Source organism: Agromyces sp. NPDC058064, assembly GCF_042885275.1.
In the GTDB taxonomy this organism is placed as follows: Bacteria; Actinomycetota; Actinomycetes; order Actinomycetales; family Microbacteriaceae; genus Agromyces.
In genome coordinates this window covers 181,715-194,330 of sequence record NZ_JBHVSE010000002.1, presented here as the reverse complement: position 1 = coordinate 194,330, position 12,616 = coordinate 181,715, and the positions used below count along the sequence as shown (strand labels likewise).

Genomic DNA, 12,616 nt, shown 5'->3' with positions numbered 1-12,616 from the left:
CCCCGACGGGATCGGGCCGCGTCCCCTCGGCCCGGGTCGGTCGCGATGCGTCGCGTCAGCCGCCCAGCATGACCGTCCGGCCGATCTCTCCGCCGACGACGGTCGCCAGGACGACCATCGCCGCGGCGGCGAACGCCAGCAGCATGGTGGTCATCGTCTTAGTGCGTCGCATCGCCACTCCCCTTCCCTCAACACAGGTATGTCCGGGTGCGCGGAGAAGGTTCCCGATTCGTGGAACTTTCTTCGCGCACCCGGACATACCTGTTGCGAACCCGTTCTCCGAGACTGCGCCACCCGACCCGAGGGAGCCTTCGATGCAGATCCGCCGTGCCGTCATGACCACCGTCTCCGCACTCGCGCTCGCGGTCGGGGCACTCGCCCCGACGATGCCGGCGAGCGCCGAGCCCGTCGACCCGGGCCTCACGGCGCTCGACCGGTCCGAGCGGTCGGCCTCCGTCCAGGAGCACTGCGCGCTCGATCTCGACGTCGCGGCCGAGGCCGAGGAGCTCGGCCTCGACGCACCCGAGCCCGTCTGCTTCGCCTCCGTCGAGGAGGTCGAGCGGTATCTGGAGCGCCGTACCGTCGCCGCGGCCGACTCACGGCTCGCCGCGGCCGCCGCGGCCTCGATCGCCGTCGGGCGCATCTACAAGGACGCCAACAAGGGCGGGTCGAGCCTGACCTTCTGGGGGTCGAGCGGTTGCGCAGGGGTGACCTTCGGGTTCTCGTCGCTGTCCTCGGCCTGGAACACCTCGGTGAGCTCGCTCACGGGCCTCAGCGGCTGCTGGGCGACGGCCTACGCGGCGACCGGATACAGCGGGTCGCGCGTGAACTGCACCCCGTACTGCGCCGGCCTCGGCGGTCTCAACGACCGGGTCAAGTCCCTCGTCTTCCGGCCGACCGGAACCCTCGGCTGACGCCGCGCGGGCCCCGGCGCTCAGTCGGTCGGTCGCGCCATGCCGAGCGCAGCGCAGATCGACTCGTTCGGCGAGGGCACCACGGCGGCCGTGCCGTCCTCCATGACGCAGAGCTGCAGCTCGTCGGGCACCCGTCCGGGCGGGTTGGTCTGGGCGAGCGGGTCGTAGTCGGGCTCGAAGAGCCCCTGCTCCCACATGAGCGTGCACAGTTCGATCGGATCGGTCGGCAGCCCGTTGTCGTCGGCGACGGTGGCGCCCGACCCCGGATAGGTGCCGTCGGAGTTGCGGCGCGGCTCGTCGAGGCACTGCACGTACGCGCTCTGCGTCACCGGCCCGGGCGCGAGCAGCATCGTGCCGGCCGTCGCCGCGACGCCGACCGCGAGCACGCCGAGGCCGCCCCAGCCGATGACGAGGTTGCGACGGCGACGCGCGCGCACGACCGGCTCGGTGCGGGCGTTCTCGACGAGCATCGCCCGGATCGCGTCGGCGCGCTCGGGCCGCATCTCGGGGCCGGTCATGAGATCACCTCGAGGTCGTCGGGGGCGTGCGGAGCCCGGGCCGGTGCCGCGGGTTCGACGCGGGCCGTGCGCGCCGGTGCCTCGATCGCCGCGTCGCCCGGCCACGCCGCATCGCCGAGCTCCGCCTGCAGCTTGCGACGGGCGCGCGACAGGCGCGACTTGACCGAACCGAGCGGCACGTCGAGCGCCGCGGCCGCGTCGGCGAGCGGCAGCTCTTCGACGAGGCACAGCTCGACCACTCGGCGCTCGGCCGGGTTCAGCCGCTGGAGTGCGGCCTGCAGGCGCCCCGAGAGCAGCCCGCCGTCGAGTCGCTCGTCGACCTCGGGGCCGAAGTCGACGGTGTGGCGGGCGACCGGGATGGCGGCGAGGAGTCGCTTGTGCCGCCGCGCGGCGCGCTGCGTGTTGAGGGTCACGTTCGTGGTCACCACGAGCAGCCACGGGAGGAGCGAACCGTCGACGAAGCGCACGTCCTTCCGACGTCGCCAGGCTTCGAGGAAGACCACGGCCACGATGTCCTCCGCGTCGGAGACGTCGCGCACCTGCGCGTACGCACGCCGGAAGATGCGCGCGCGGTAGCGGTCGTAGACCACGCCGAACGAGGCCTCTGTGCCCGACGTCGCCTCGAGCCAGAGCGCCGCGTCGGTCCGTCGGTCTTCGCCCATGCTCGGGCAAGCCTAACCGGGCGATCCGCCGACAGCGGATTCGTGAGAGGGGCCATGCAGTGATATGTCCGGATGCCGCGCCGAGGTTCCCGATCCGTCGAGCCGCTCGATTTCGCGCCGACGGAGGTCTGGCTTAGTCTCGGGGCATGAGCACCGAAGTCGTTGCCGAAGTCGTCGTCCGTCCCATCCGCGATTCCGATGTCGAAGCCCTGGGGCGCGTCCACGCGACCTGCTGGCACGAGACCTACGACCACCTGATCAGCTCCGCCGCGTTCGAGAAGCTCTCGCCGCGACGCATGGCCGAGCTCTGGAACCACTACGCCGAGCGCGGCGACGAGTACGCCCAGTTCGCCGCACTCGTCGACGGCGAGATCGTCGGCTTCGTCGGCTCGGGCCCCGCCCGCGACGAGGGCGCGCCCCGCGAGCGCGAGCTGTACTTCATCTACCTGCTCGACGCGTACCACGGCACCGGCATCGGCCAGAAGCTGTTCGACGCGGCCGTCGGCACCGACCCGGTCTACCTCTGGGTCGCCTCCGACAACCCCCGTGCGCACCGCTTCTACACGCGCAACGGCTTCACGGCCGACGGCGCCGACCAGCACGTGCCGTTCCTCGGCGAGGAGATCCACGAGGTGCGGCTGGTCCGCTGAGCTGAGCGGCGTCACGCCGCGGCCGGCGTCAGCGCAGCGCGCCGACCGAGGCGAGTGCCTGCTTGACGAGCACGCCGCGCCCGCCCTCCATCTCGCTCGTGACCGTCTCGCCGACGGCCTCGGCCGGCGTCATCCAGGTCACCTCGAGGGCGTCCTGGCGCGGCTCGCAGGTGCCGGTGACGGGCACGACGAACGCGAGCGACACGGCGTGCTGCCGTTCGTCGGTGAACGGTGTGATGCCCGGCAACGGGAAGTACTCGGCGACGGTGAACGGCACCGGGCTCGCGGGCAGCAGGGGGAACGCCATCGGCCCGAGGTCCTTCTCGAGGTGGCGGAACAGCGCGTCGCGAATGGTCTCGCCGTACATCACGCGCCCCGAGACGAGCGTGCGGGTCATCTCGCCGACGGCGTTGGCGCGCAGCAGCACCCCGACCTCGGTGACCTGTCCGAGCCCGTCGACGCGGACGGGAACGGCCTCGACGTAGAGCAGCGGCAGCCGGCCGCGGACCTCGGCCAGCTCCAGATCGCTCAGCCAGCCCGGATTCACCGGCGGGCGCACGACGGGCTCGTCGCCGGGATTCCAGTCGGGATCGGGGGTGCGTACGCTCATGCCCTCGATTCTGCCCCACGCCGATAGCGTTGTCGCATGACGAGTGTGCTGATCGACGACGACGCCGTGCTCTGGTCGGCCTCCCCCGCCGACCGCGAGGGGCGCCCGCTCCTCGTGCTGCTGCACGGCTACAACTCGAACGAGGGCGACCTCTTCGGGCTCACGCCGTACCTGCCGCTCGAGCCCGCCATCGCCTCGTTGCGGGCGCCGATCTTCGCCGGGTACGGCTATGCGTGGTTCCCGCTGCTGGCCGAGGGCGCCGAGCTCTCGGTCGAGGGAGCGGACGCCGCGGTCGACGCGCTCCTCGCCTGGCTCGATCGCGCGGCCCCCGACGCAGGGCGGGTCGGCCTCCTCGGATTCTCGCAGGGCGGAGCGATGGCGCTCGAGCTGCTGCGCCGCGCCCCCGAGCGGTTCGCGTTCGCGGTCAGCCTCGCCGGGTTCGCCCTTCCGGGCGACCGCGAGGGCGACGACCGGATGTCACGGCTCGCGCCGCACGTGTTCTGGGGCCGCGGCACCGCCGACGAGGTCATCCCCGAGGCATCCGTCTCGCGCACGCTGGCGTGGCTGCCCGGGCATTCGACCCTCGACGCGCGCGTCTACGAGGGGCTCGGCCACTCGGTGTCCGAGCGCGAGCTCGCCGACGTCGCGGGCTTCCTGCGCGAGCGCTACGCCACCGGCGCCGACGACTAGTCGGCGTGCACCGGGGTCAGACCCCGCTGCCGCCTCCGCCGCCGCCCGCGCGGCGCGCGGCCCGCTCCTTGTCGCGCTCGGCCACGCGGATCTTCTCGGCGCGGACGGCCGCCTGGGTGGCGCGCTCCTGCACGAGCCACGCGGGCGGCGCGGCGAGGAGCGCCTTGATCTCGGCGGTCGTGAGCGGCTCGGTGACGCCGCCGCGGGCGAGGCCCGAGTTCGAGACGCCGAGCTTGGCCGCCACGACCGGGCGCGGGTGCGGCCCCTCGCGGCGCAGGGTCTCGAGCCACTCGGGCGGATCGGCCTGCAGCGCCGCGAGCTCGTCGCGCGTGACGACGGACGCGCGGAACTCCTCGGGCGCGGCCTCGAGCAGGATGCCGAGCTTCTTCGCCGCGGTCTCCGCCTTCATGGACTGCGGCTTCATGGCCTTCGGCTGCTTCTCGCTCACCCTGCAACCGTAGCCGACGGTAGCCTGAGAGGCATCCGCACGCAGGAACAAGGGGGCGCCGAATGGCATTGCGGCTCGACTACGTCGCGGGCGTCTCCCCGTCGAAGTGGCTGCGCGCGTGGAGCGAACGACGCGCCGACCTGCCGCTCGAGGCGGCCAGGGTCGACGAGCACGAGCAGCTCGAGCGACTGCGTTCCGGCGAGGTCGACCTCGCCTTCGTGCGGCTGCCGGTCGAGGCCGACGGGCTCCACCTCATTCCGCTGTGGGAAGAGCTCGCCGTCGTCGCGCTGCCGAAGGAGCATCCGTTCGCCGACGAGGCCGAGCTGGCCCTCGCCGATCTCGACGGCGAACCCGCCGCGCCCGTGCAGCCCGACCCGGCGATGACGCTCGAACTCGTCGCGGCCGGCACCGGCTACGCGATCGTGCCGCACTCGATCGCACGTCTCCACCAGCGTCGCGACGTGGTCGCGGTGCCGCTCGCCGATGCCCCGCCGACGCGCATCGCCCTCGTCTGGCGCATCGAACGCGACGACGACGACATCCAGGAGTTCGTCGGCGTGGTGCGCGGACGCACCGCACGCAGCTCGCGCGCCGACGAGACGCCCGAGCTCTCGCCCGCGAGGGCCGCGAAGAAGGCGGCCGCCGAGCGGCGTGCCGCCGAGGCCGCGCGCGGCGGCGGCAAGAACGCCGCCAAGGGCAAGAGCACCGGCAAGGGCGCCTCGGCGCGCTCGGGCACCGGCCGCGGGACATCCGGCCGATCGGCCTCGCAGCGCGGGCGGAGGAAGGGCCGATGACCGAACCCGCGCCCTTCCTGTTCCTCTCGGCGCGACCCGAGATCGAGGCCGTGGGGCCCGAGTACGAGTCGGTGCGCCGCGCGACCGGGCTCGATGCGGGCCGGCTCGAGCACCACCGTCTCGACGTCGAGTCGCTCGGCCGGGTGCCGCTCGCCGGGTTCGCGGGCGTCATCGTCGGCGGCAGTCCGTACAACGTGACGACGCCCGAGGCGAACAAGCACGCGGTGCAGCGACGCGTCGAGCGCGAGCTCGCCGAGCTGGCCGAGTGGGCGCTCGAGGCGGAGTTCCCGCTGCTCTTCACCTGCTACGGCATCGGCGTGCTCACCCGGGTGCTCGGCGGAACCGTCGGCACCCTCCACGGCGAGAACGCCGCGGCGGTCGAGATCACCCTCACCGACGAGGGCGTCGCCGACACGCTCGTCGGCGCCCTGCCGCGCCGCTTCGACGCGCTCGTCGGGCACAAGGAGTCGGTCGAGGCGCTGCCGGCCGGCGCCGCGCTGCTCGCGAGCTCGGCCGGGTGCCCGGTGCAGATCTACCGGGCGGGCCCCCGCCTCTACGCGACGCAGTTCCACCCCGAGGTGACGACGGCCGACTTCATCGCACGCGCGCAGGTGTACCGTCACCACGGCTACTTCCCCGCGAGCGAGCTGCGCGAGGTCAGCGCGCGGCTCGACTCCGCCAGCGTGACCGAGCCGCAGCGGCTGCTGGCGCGGTTCGTCGAGCTCGCCGAGGGCGACTGGCGGTAGCGCGCGGGCGGCTGAGCAGGTCGTGCGGCGCGCTCAGCAGCTGAGCAGGTCGCGCCGCGCGCGCCGCAGCGGAGCGGAGGCCAGGTGAGGCATCCGCTCCGCCGAGGGCGATCAGGCCGCGCTGTTGCGGCTTCCGCGCGTGACGAGACCCCAGATGAGCAGCACGATGATCGAGCCGCCGATCGCGAGGAGCCAGGTACCGAGGTCCCAGAACTCCGTCAGGGGGCGATTGAGGATGAGACTGCCCAGCCAGCCGCCGAGGAGGGCCCCGACGACGCCGAGCAGCAGGGTGACGAACCAGCCGCCTGCCTGCTTGCCCGGCAGGATCAGCTTGGCGATGGCCCCGGCGATCAGGCCGAGGATCAGAAACGCGAGGAAACTCATGGTCACTCCTTCGATCGTTGATCCAAACTTGGCACCGCGGCGTCTGCGGGGCAAGCCCTTGCCACGCGTGTCGTCGGCCAGGTCCGATCACGCGGGATTCGGCTGCGGGAGCGGATACACGCGGCGCAGCAGCACGCGCTGCCCGAGCGTCCACGCGACGGTGACGAGCAGGTAGAGGCCGGCGGCGAGCGGGACGAACACCGCGACGACCGCGGTGACGAACTGCAGGATGCCGAGCATCCGCTGGGCCCCGGCGGTCGAGAGCGGCGAGGGGGATGCCGCGGTGCGGGCGCCGGCCGCAGCCTGGCGGGCCGGCGCGGCGGGCACCGCGGGGGCCTGGGCGCGGAACACGCGCCGAGTGACCTCGCCGACGAGCGCGATCGACAGGATGATCGTGGCGAACACCGCGAAGCCCGCGGGAGCGAGGGTGCCCTCGACGAGCGAACCCGCGAGGCTCGAGCCGAGCGGAACCCCGGCGAGGGTCTCCTGCAGCAGCGCGTTGTCGTGCCCCGCGATCGTGGGCAGGATGAAGAGGGCGTAGATGACGCCGACGACCGGCGCCTGCGCGAGCATCGGCAGGCATCCGGCGAACGGGCTGGTGTTCTCGTCGCGGTAGAGCGCCATCATCTCGCGCTGCAGGCGCTCGGGGTTCTTCGCGTGCCTGCGCTGCAGTTCGGCGAGCCTCGGTGCGAGGCGGGCGCGCCCCTGCTCGGCCTTCGCCTGCGAGACGCCGACGGGGATGAGCGCGGTGCGCACGAGGAGGGTGACGAGCACGATCGCAGCGGCGGCGCTCGTGGCGCCGGTGAACGGGGCGAGCAGCTCGGCGAGGCCCATGAGGAGCGCATGCGCCCCGTCGAGGAAGGCGGCGATCGGTGGGAAGGCGTACAGATCCATGGTGAGTCCTTTGCGGGTCGGCGAAACGGGGTTCCGTCTGGCCGCGAAGGGGTCGTCGAACATCGCCGGGGTCGCCGGGCGCGCCGCAGCTCGTCGATGGACGAGGGCGGGCTCGGCGGAGGCGGGACGGGCGCTACGCGGCCGCGAGACCGCGCGCGGGCGCCCTCGGCCGTGCACGCCCCGGTGCGTCGGGGTCGCTCTGGGAGAGGAGGAGCCCGGGATCGGCGGTCTGCCGCAGGCGGCGCGCGGCGCCGCTCGCGTCGGCGGCGACGAGCGCGGGGAGCGCCCGGCAGGCGAGGACCACGACCGCGACGGCCGCGGCGCCGACGACGCCGACGAGCAGGACCGCGAGCAGGGCGTTCGACGCGAGCGACAACTCGAGCGAGGCCTGCACCGAGCGGAGGAGCGCGCCGAAGAACTCGATCACGACGCCTCCTTCCGACGCAGTCACGCTACCACCGGTGCCGGCGATCGCGCCTCACGCGGCTCACTCGTCGAGCAGCCGCTCGTACATCACGTGGTCCTGCCACTCCCCCGCGATGCGCAGGTAGCGGCGGGCCAGCCCGAAGCGTTCGAATCCGTTGCGCTCGAGCACCCGCTGCGAGCCCGTGTTGTGCACGAGCGTGCCGGCCTGCACCCGGTGCAGGCCGGCGGCGCGGGCGTGGTGCAGCACGACGCCGACCGCCGTCGTGGCGACCCCGCGCCCGGTCAACCGCTCGTCGACCCAGTAGCCGAGGTGGGCGTTCTCGAACACCCCGCGCACGACGTCCGACAGGTTCACCCGCCCGACGATCTCCGCGCCCTGCTCGAGCACGAACGGCACCGTGGTGCCGGCCTGCACGCGCGCCAGCGCCCCGGCGACGTCGCGGTCGTGCCAGGCGGCGGTGAAGAACTCGGGCGTGCGCTGCGGCTCCCAGGGCGCGAGGTGCTCGCGGTTGCGCGCGTAGGCCTCGGCGAGCGCGGGGCCGTCGCCCGCGGCGAGCAACCGCATGACGACCTCGTCGTCGAGTTCCACCGCGTCGAACATGGCCGCCTCCCCGAAAACACGAACCCCGCGATCATACGATCGCGGCGGAGCGCGGCGCGAGCGCCTGCGGGCGTCACTCGGCGGAGGCTCTCAGCCGCTCGAGGGCACCGAGGACGAGATCGAGGCCGAAGGCGAACTCCCCCGCCGGGTCGTAGCCGGCAGCGACGAGGGCCGCGGCGGACTCGTTGAGGTAGGGGAACTCGTCAGGGGGGAGCTGGGGCAGGAAGACGTGCTCGGCCAGGTCGGAGAGCGCCTCGGCGCTGTCGCCCGGCAGGTTCGCCTCCTGCAGGGCGAATCCGTAGACGTAGCTGTCGAGCAGCCAGTTGGCGTGCGTCGCCATCACGACCGGGAAACCGGCCGTCCGCAGGCAGGCGGTGACCGCTTCGCGGTGGCGGAGGTTCGCCGGCCCCGGCGACGTCCGCGACTCCATCAGCCCGATGGCCCACGGGTGGCGGGCGAGGACCTGTCGGGCGGACTCCGCGCGCCGCCGCATCGCCGACTGCCAGTCGGCCGCTCGGGGCGGGAGCTCGATCTCCTCGAACACGAGGTCGATCATGGCGTCGAGCAGTTCCTCCTTGCTCGCCACGTAGCGGTAGAGCGACATCGCGCCCGCGCCGAGCGAGCCGGCCAGCCGGCGCATGCTCAGGCCGTCGGCCCCCTCGCGGTCGGCGAGCCGGATCGCCTCGACCACCACCCGCTGCCTGCTCAGGCCCGCCTCTGACGCGCCCTGGCCTTCCTCACTCGCCGACACGGGCCCCTCTTCTCACTCGACCGCCCTTGACAAGCGTACAGCGTACGCGCGAGAGTACAGTGTACGCGTACGCCGTACGCATGCCCGCCGACCCGGCGGACGCACCACTGTCCGACTCGAAGGAAGCACCGATGACCATCCGAACGAACGCCCCGCGCCTGCTCGACGGCCCGCCGATCCCCGTGCAGGCGAAGCTCGCCGCCGCGTGGGCCAGCTTCATGTTCCTCTACGTCTACGTCGACGTCCTCAACTTCTACAAGCCCGGCGTCGTCGACGGCATCCTCGACGGCCTCATGTGGCGGTTCGACGTCAGCCCGACGCTCGTGACCGTCGTGCTCGTGTCGGTCTCGATCCCGGCGATGATGGTCGCGCTCTCCATGACGCTGCCCGCCCGTGCGAACCGCGCCGCGAACCTCGTCGTCGCGTCGCTGCTCATCCCCTACTCGATCTTCAACGCGGCAGGGACGAGCTGGGAGTGGGCCGCCTTCTACGCCATCTCGATCGGTCTCGAGCTGCTGCTCCTGGCCTTCATCCTGCGCTCGGCCTGGACCTGGCCGCGGACGCACGCGATGCCGGCCGGCGCCGAGACGAGCGACCTCCGGCAGTCCGTGTAGCGAGTTCGCGACGCGACGCGTCACCGGCCGGGGAGACGTCGGCACCAGCGGAACGACGCCGGATTGGCGCGGAACGGGGCCCGGATACAGAAGAACCCCCGATCAACGGGGGTTCTTCATGGCGGTACCGGTGGGATTTGAACCCACGGTGCGCTTTCACGCACACAACTTTTCGAGAGTTGCACCTTCGGCCGCTCGGACACGGTACCGGGATCAATAGTAGGGGACGAGGGCAAGACTGCCAAAACGAGCGGATGCCGCGCCGCCGGTGCTGCCCGCCCTCGCCCCCTCGCGCGGCCTTCCATGCCAGATCAGCGAGGCATTCCCGCGTTGGCGCACCGACCACCGGCCGCCCACCTCCGGCCGTGATCGATTCGTCACCGGAAGCCCAGCCCGCGCTCAGCAGCCGTCCAGTCCACTCGAAGCGGGCCCGGATACGTTCTCGGCATGACGACCGTTCCCCTCGCCAACGCCTTCGCGCCGCCCCGGCCGCGCAGCTCGGCGCGCGCACTCGCGGCGGGCACCTCCCTCGCGATGTCGACGGTGCTCGGCACGGCGGGCGTGCGCCCCTTCCGCGAGCGGATGGAGCTGCGTCGTTCGACGCTCAACGACACCCTGCCCGTGCACTCGAAGTGGTGGCGCGAGCACGGCGCGGCGAGCGGAGAGCTGCTGTACGTCGCGCTCGGCGACTCGGCGGCGCAGGGCATCGGGGCGTCGCGGCCCGACCGCAGTTACGTCGGCGTGCTCGCCGAGGCGATGCGCGCGGCCTCGCCGCGGAGCATCCGGACCGTGAACCTCAGCGTCTCGGGTGCCACGACCGCGCTCGCCGTGCGCGATCAGCTGCCCCGGCTGCGCACCCTCTCGCCCGACGTCGTCACGGTCGCGATCGGCGCGAACGACATCGCCGACTGGGATGCCGCGGCGTTCGACCGCAACCTGCGGGCGATCCTCGACGAACTGCCCGAGCACGCGATCGTCGGCGAGCTGCCGTGCTTCCACTTCCCCCGCAACGAGCGCAGGGTCGCCGAGGCGAACCGGATGCTCCGTGCCGCCGCCGGCGCGCGAGGGCTCGCCGTGGCGCCCCTGCACGAGGCAACCCGGCGCCAGGGCCTTCCGGGCATCCTCACGCAGTTCGCCCGCGACATGTTCCACCCGAACGACGGCGGGTATGCGGTGTGGGCCGAGGCGTTCCGCCCGCTCGTCGGGGCACGGCTCGACGCGCTCGAGCTGCTGCGCCCCGATGCGGCGGAGCTCGCGGCATCCGTCGGTGTCGGAGGCCGCCGGTAGTCTCTGGGCATGGCCCGACCCACCTCCGCGTTCCGTTGCACCGAGTGCGGTTGGTCGACCGTCAAGTGGGTGGGCCGCTGCGTCGAGTGCCAGCAGTGGGGCACCGTCGTCGAGGCCGCCGAGAAGACCGGCATCGTGCGCGCGGTGCAGGCCGTGCAGCTCGGCGAGGCGCGGGCGGCCCGGCCGATCGTCGACGTCGAGACGGCCGACGCCGCCCACCGCCCGAGCGGCATCGGCGAGTTCGACCGGGTGCTCGGCGGCGGTATCGTCGCGGGCGCCGCGATCCTGCTCTCGGGCGAGCCCGGCGTCGGCAAGTCGACCCTGCTGCTCGAGGTCGCGGCGCGCGTGGCCGCGACCGGGCGACGAGTGCTCTACGTCACCGCAGAGGAGTCGGTGGCCCAGGTGCGCCTGCGCGCCGGGCGCACGGGCGCCCTGCACGACGAGCTGTACCTCGCGGCCGAGACCGACCTCGCGACGATCCTCGGCCAGGTCGACGCGACGCGGCCCGACCTCCTCATCGTCGACTCCGTGCAGACGGTGTCGTCCTCGCTCTCCGACGGGCTGCCGGGCCAGCCGAGCCAGGTCCGCGAGGTGGCCTCGACCCTGATCCGCGTCGCGAAAGAGCGCCAGCTGCCCGTGCTCCTCGTCGGCCACGTCACGAAGGACGGCTCGATCGCAGGCCCCCGGCTGCTCGAGCACCTCGTCGACGTCGTCTGCCAGTTCGAGGGCGACCGCCAGACGGCGCTGCGCTTCGTGCGCGCACTCAAGAACCGCTTCGGCCCGACCGACGAGGTCGGCTGCTTCGAGATGACCGGCGACGGCATCGCCGAGGTGCCCGACCCCTCGGGGCTCTTCCTCTCGAGCGGCCGCAGCGTCGTGAGCGGCACCTGCGTGACCGTCGCCCTCGAGGGCCGTCGTGCGCTGCCCGTCGAGGTGCAGGCGCTCGTGGTGTCGACGAAGGCGCCGCAGCCCCGCCGCGTGGTCAACGGGGTCGATCCCGCTCGCGTCGCCATGATCATCGCCGTGCTCGAGCGCCGGGCCGGCCTGAAGGCGCTCGGCGAGCACGACGTCTACGTCTCGACCGTCGGCGGGGTGAAGCTCGCCGAGCCGGGCGCCGACCTCGCGATCGCCGTCGCCATCGCCTCGGCCATGCGCGACTCCGCGGTGCCCCACGAGCTCGCCGCCTTCGGCGAGATCAGCCTCGCCGGCGAGGTGCGCCCCGTGACCGCGGCGAAGCAGCGCGCCGCCGAGGCGCGTCGACTCGGGTACACGACCATCCTCGACGTCGAGGCCGGCAGCGTGCGGGCCGCGGTCACCCAAGCGATGCTCGTGGCGAACGACGCCCGCACCCGCGAGCTCGACGCCGCGTTCTGAGCGCCGGCGCCGCCGATCGTGCGGCCGACGCCCGGACTTCTCGGCCCTTGAGCAGGATGAGCCGTCCGGCACACCCGCATCCGGCCCTGCCGGCGCGCTCGTCCTGCTCAAGGGCCGCAGAACACGCTCACGCCGCCAGGCACAGCCTTCCTGAACAGGATGAGCCGTCCGGCACACCCGCATCCGGCCCTGCCGGCGCGCTCGTCCTGCTCAAGGGCCGCAGAACACGCTCACGCCGCCAGGCACAGCCTAC

The 12,616-nt window shown here is 73.0% G+C and carries 17 protein-coding genes and 1 tRNA gene; 8 read left to right on the top strand and 10 right to left on the bottom strand.

All coding sequences use genetic code 11. The annotated features are described in order from the left end of the window. The first annotated feature begins 314 nt into the window (after positions 1 to 314). On the top strand, positions 315 to 914 hold the full coding sequence (locus ACFVSL_RS06710; protein WP_386939618.1) for a hypothetical protein: 600 nt from the start codon (positions 315 to 317) through the stop codon (positions 912 to 914). Positions 915 to 934: 20 nt separating this feature from the next. Here ACFVSL_RS06710 and ACFVSL_RS06705 read toward each other — a convergent pair whose 3' ends face one another. Together ACFVSL_RS06705 and ACFVSL_RS06700 are read right to left on the bottom strand one after the other, a co-directional pair. Further along, positions 935 to 1,432: a hypothetical protein gene (locus tag ACFVSL_RS06705; RefSeq protein ID WP_386939617.1), complete on the bottom strand. Its 498-nt coding sequence runs from the start codon at positions 1,430 to 1,432 to the stop codon at positions 935 to 937. Next, positions 1,429 to 2,094 carry an RNA polymerase sigma factor gene (locus ACFVSL_RS06700; RefSeq protein WP_386939616.1) on the bottom strand — a complete coding sequence of 222 codons (666 nt, stop codon included), beginning with the start codon at positions 2,092 to 2,094 and terminating at the stop codon, positions 1,429 to 1,431. The genes ACFVSL_RS06705 and ACFVSL_RS06700 overlap by 4 nt, the downstream gene beginning before the upstream one ends. Before the next feature lie 146 nt (positions 2,095 to 2,240). On the opposite strand from ACFVSL_RS06700, the gene ACFVSL_RS06695 reads away from it, so the two are divergent. Next, positions 2,241 to 2,744 carry a GNAT family N-acetyltransferase gene (locus tag ACFVSL_RS06695; protein ID WP_386939614.1) on the top strand — a complete coding sequence of 168 codons (504 nt, stop codon included), beginning with the start codon at positions 2,241 to 2,243 and terminating at the stop codon, positions 2,742 to 2,744. A 28-nt stretch (positions 2,745 to 2,772) separates the two neighbouring features. Here the strand turns inward: ACFVSL_RS06695 and ACFVSL_RS06690 are convergent, their stop codons facing one another. Beyond that, entirely contained in the window at positions 2,773 to 3,354 is a 582-nt protein-coding gene (locus ACFVSL_RS06690; RefSeq protein WP_386939612.1) for an NUDIX hydrolase family protein, read from the bottom strand. Between the two features lie 36 nt (positions 3,355 to 3,390). Here ACFVSL_RS06690 and ACFVSL_RS06685 point away from each other — a divergent pair, with 36 nt between their 5' ends. After that, positions 3,391 to 4,044, top strand: a complete 654-nt coding sequence (locus ACFVSL_RS06685; protein WP_386939611.1) for an alpha/beta hydrolase — start codon at positions 3,391 to 3,393, stop codon at positions 4,042 to 4,044. A 16-nt stretch (positions 4,045 to 4,060) separates the two neighbouring features. Here ACFVSL_RS06685 and ACFVSL_RS06680 read toward each other — a convergent pair whose 3' ends face one another. Beyond that, positions 4,061 to 4,468 carry a DUF5997 family protein gene (locus ACFVSL_RS06680; protein WP_386941118.1) on the bottom strand — a complete coding sequence of 136 codons (408 nt, stop codon included), beginning with the start codon at positions 4,466 to 4,468 and terminating at the stop codon, positions 4,061 to 4,063. Between the two features lie 86 nt (positions 4,469 to 4,554). Between ACFVSL_RS06680 and ACFVSL_RS06675 the strand changes: the two genes are divergently transcribed. Both ACFVSL_RS06675 and ACFVSL_RS06670 read left to right on the top strand, forming a co-directional pair. Next, positions 4,555 to 5,286: a LysR family substrate-binding domain-containing protein gene (locus tag ACFVSL_RS06675; RefSeq protein ID WP_386939610.1), complete on the top strand. Its 732-nt coding sequence runs from the start codon at positions 4,555 to 4,557 to the stop codon at positions 5,284 to 5,286. Beyond that, complete coding sequence (locus ACFVSL_RS06670) at positions 5,283 to 6,032, top strand: glutamine amidotransferase (RefSeq protein WP_386939608.1); 750 nt, start codon at positions 5,283 to 5,285, stop codon at positions 6,030 to 6,032. Before ACFVSL_RS06675 ends, ACFVSL_RS06670 begins: the two co-directional genes overlap by 4 nt. A gap of 111 nt (positions 6,033 to 6,143) precedes the next feature. Here the strand turns inward: ACFVSL_RS06670 and ACFVSL_RS06665 are convergent, their stop codons facing one another. The 5 genes from ACFVSL_RS06665 to ACFVSL_RS06645 form a co-directional block, all read right to left on the bottom strand. Continuing rightward, positions 6,144 to 6,416 carry a GlsB/YeaQ/YmgE family stress response membrane protein gene (locus ACFVSL_RS06665; protein ID WP_386939606.1) on the bottom strand — a complete coding sequence of 91 codons (273 nt, stop codon included), beginning with the start codon at positions 6,414 to 6,416 and terminating at the stop codon, positions 6,144 to 6,146. Positions 6,417 to 6,503: 87 nt separating this feature from the next. Further along, a complete protein-coding gene (locus tag ACFVSL_RS06660; RefSeq protein WP_386939605.1) occupies positions 6,504 to 7,310 on the bottom strand; it encodes a YidC/Oxa1 family membrane protein insertase in 807 nt (268 codons plus the stop codon). A gap of 133 nt (positions 7,311 to 7,443) precedes the next feature. Then, positions 7,444 to 7,737: a DUF6412 domain-containing protein gene (locus ACFVSL_RS06655; RefSeq protein WP_386939603.1), complete on the bottom strand. Its 294-nt coding sequence runs from the start codon at positions 7,735 to 7,737 to the stop codon at positions 7,444 to 7,446. A 60-nt stretch (positions 7,738 to 7,797) separates the two neighbouring features. Next, positions 7,798 to 8,337 carry a GNAT family N-acetyltransferase gene (locus ACFVSL_RS06650; RefSeq protein WP_386939601.1) on the bottom strand — a complete coding sequence of 180 codons (540 nt, stop codon included), beginning with the start codon at positions 8,335 to 8,337 and terminating at the stop codon, positions 7,798 to 7,800. Positions 8,338 to 8,410: 73 nt separating this feature from the next. Beyond that, a complete protein-coding gene (locus ACFVSL_RS06645; RefSeq protein WP_386939600.1) occupies positions 8,411 to 9,088 on the bottom strand; it encodes a TetR/AcrR family transcriptional regulator in 678 nt (225 codons plus the stop codon). A gap of 131 nt (positions 9,089 to 9,219) precedes the next feature. Between ACFVSL_RS06645 and ACFVSL_RS06640 the strand changes: the two genes are divergently transcribed. Beyond that, positions 9,220 to 9,702, top strand: coding sequence for a DUF6326 family protein (locus tag ACFVSL_RS06640; RefSeq protein ID WP_386939598.1), 483 nt, complete (start codon positions 9,220 to 9,222; stop codon positions 9,700 to 9,702). 119 nt (positions 9,703 to 9,821) lie between these two features. Here ACFVSL_RS06640 and ACFVSL_RS06635 read toward each other — a convergent pair. After that, positions 9,822 to 9,911: transfer RNA gene (locus ACFVSL_RS06635), tRNA-Ser, on the bottom strand. Positions 9,912 to 10,149: 238 nt separating this feature from the next. On the opposite strand from ACFVSL_RS06635, the gene ACFVSL_RS06630 reads away from it, so the two are divergent. Beyond that, the gene (locus ACFVSL_RS06630; RefSeq protein ID WP_386939596.1) at positions 10,150 to 10,989 is read left to right on the top strand and encodes an SGNH/GDSL hydrolase family protein; all 840 of its coding nucleotides are present in this window, start codon (positions 10,150 to 10,152) and stop codon (positions 10,987 to 10,989) included. Positions 10,990 to 10,998: 9 nt separating this feature from the next. Further along, positions 10,999 to 12,363 carry a DNA repair protein RadA gene (radA, locus tag ACFVSL_RS06625; RefSeq protein WP_386939594.1) on the top strand — a complete coding sequence of 455 codons (1,365 nt, stop codon included), beginning with the start codon at positions 10,999 to 11,001 and terminating at the stop codon, positions 12,361 to 12,363. The last annotated feature ends 253 nt before the right edge of the window (positions 12,364 to 12,616 follow it).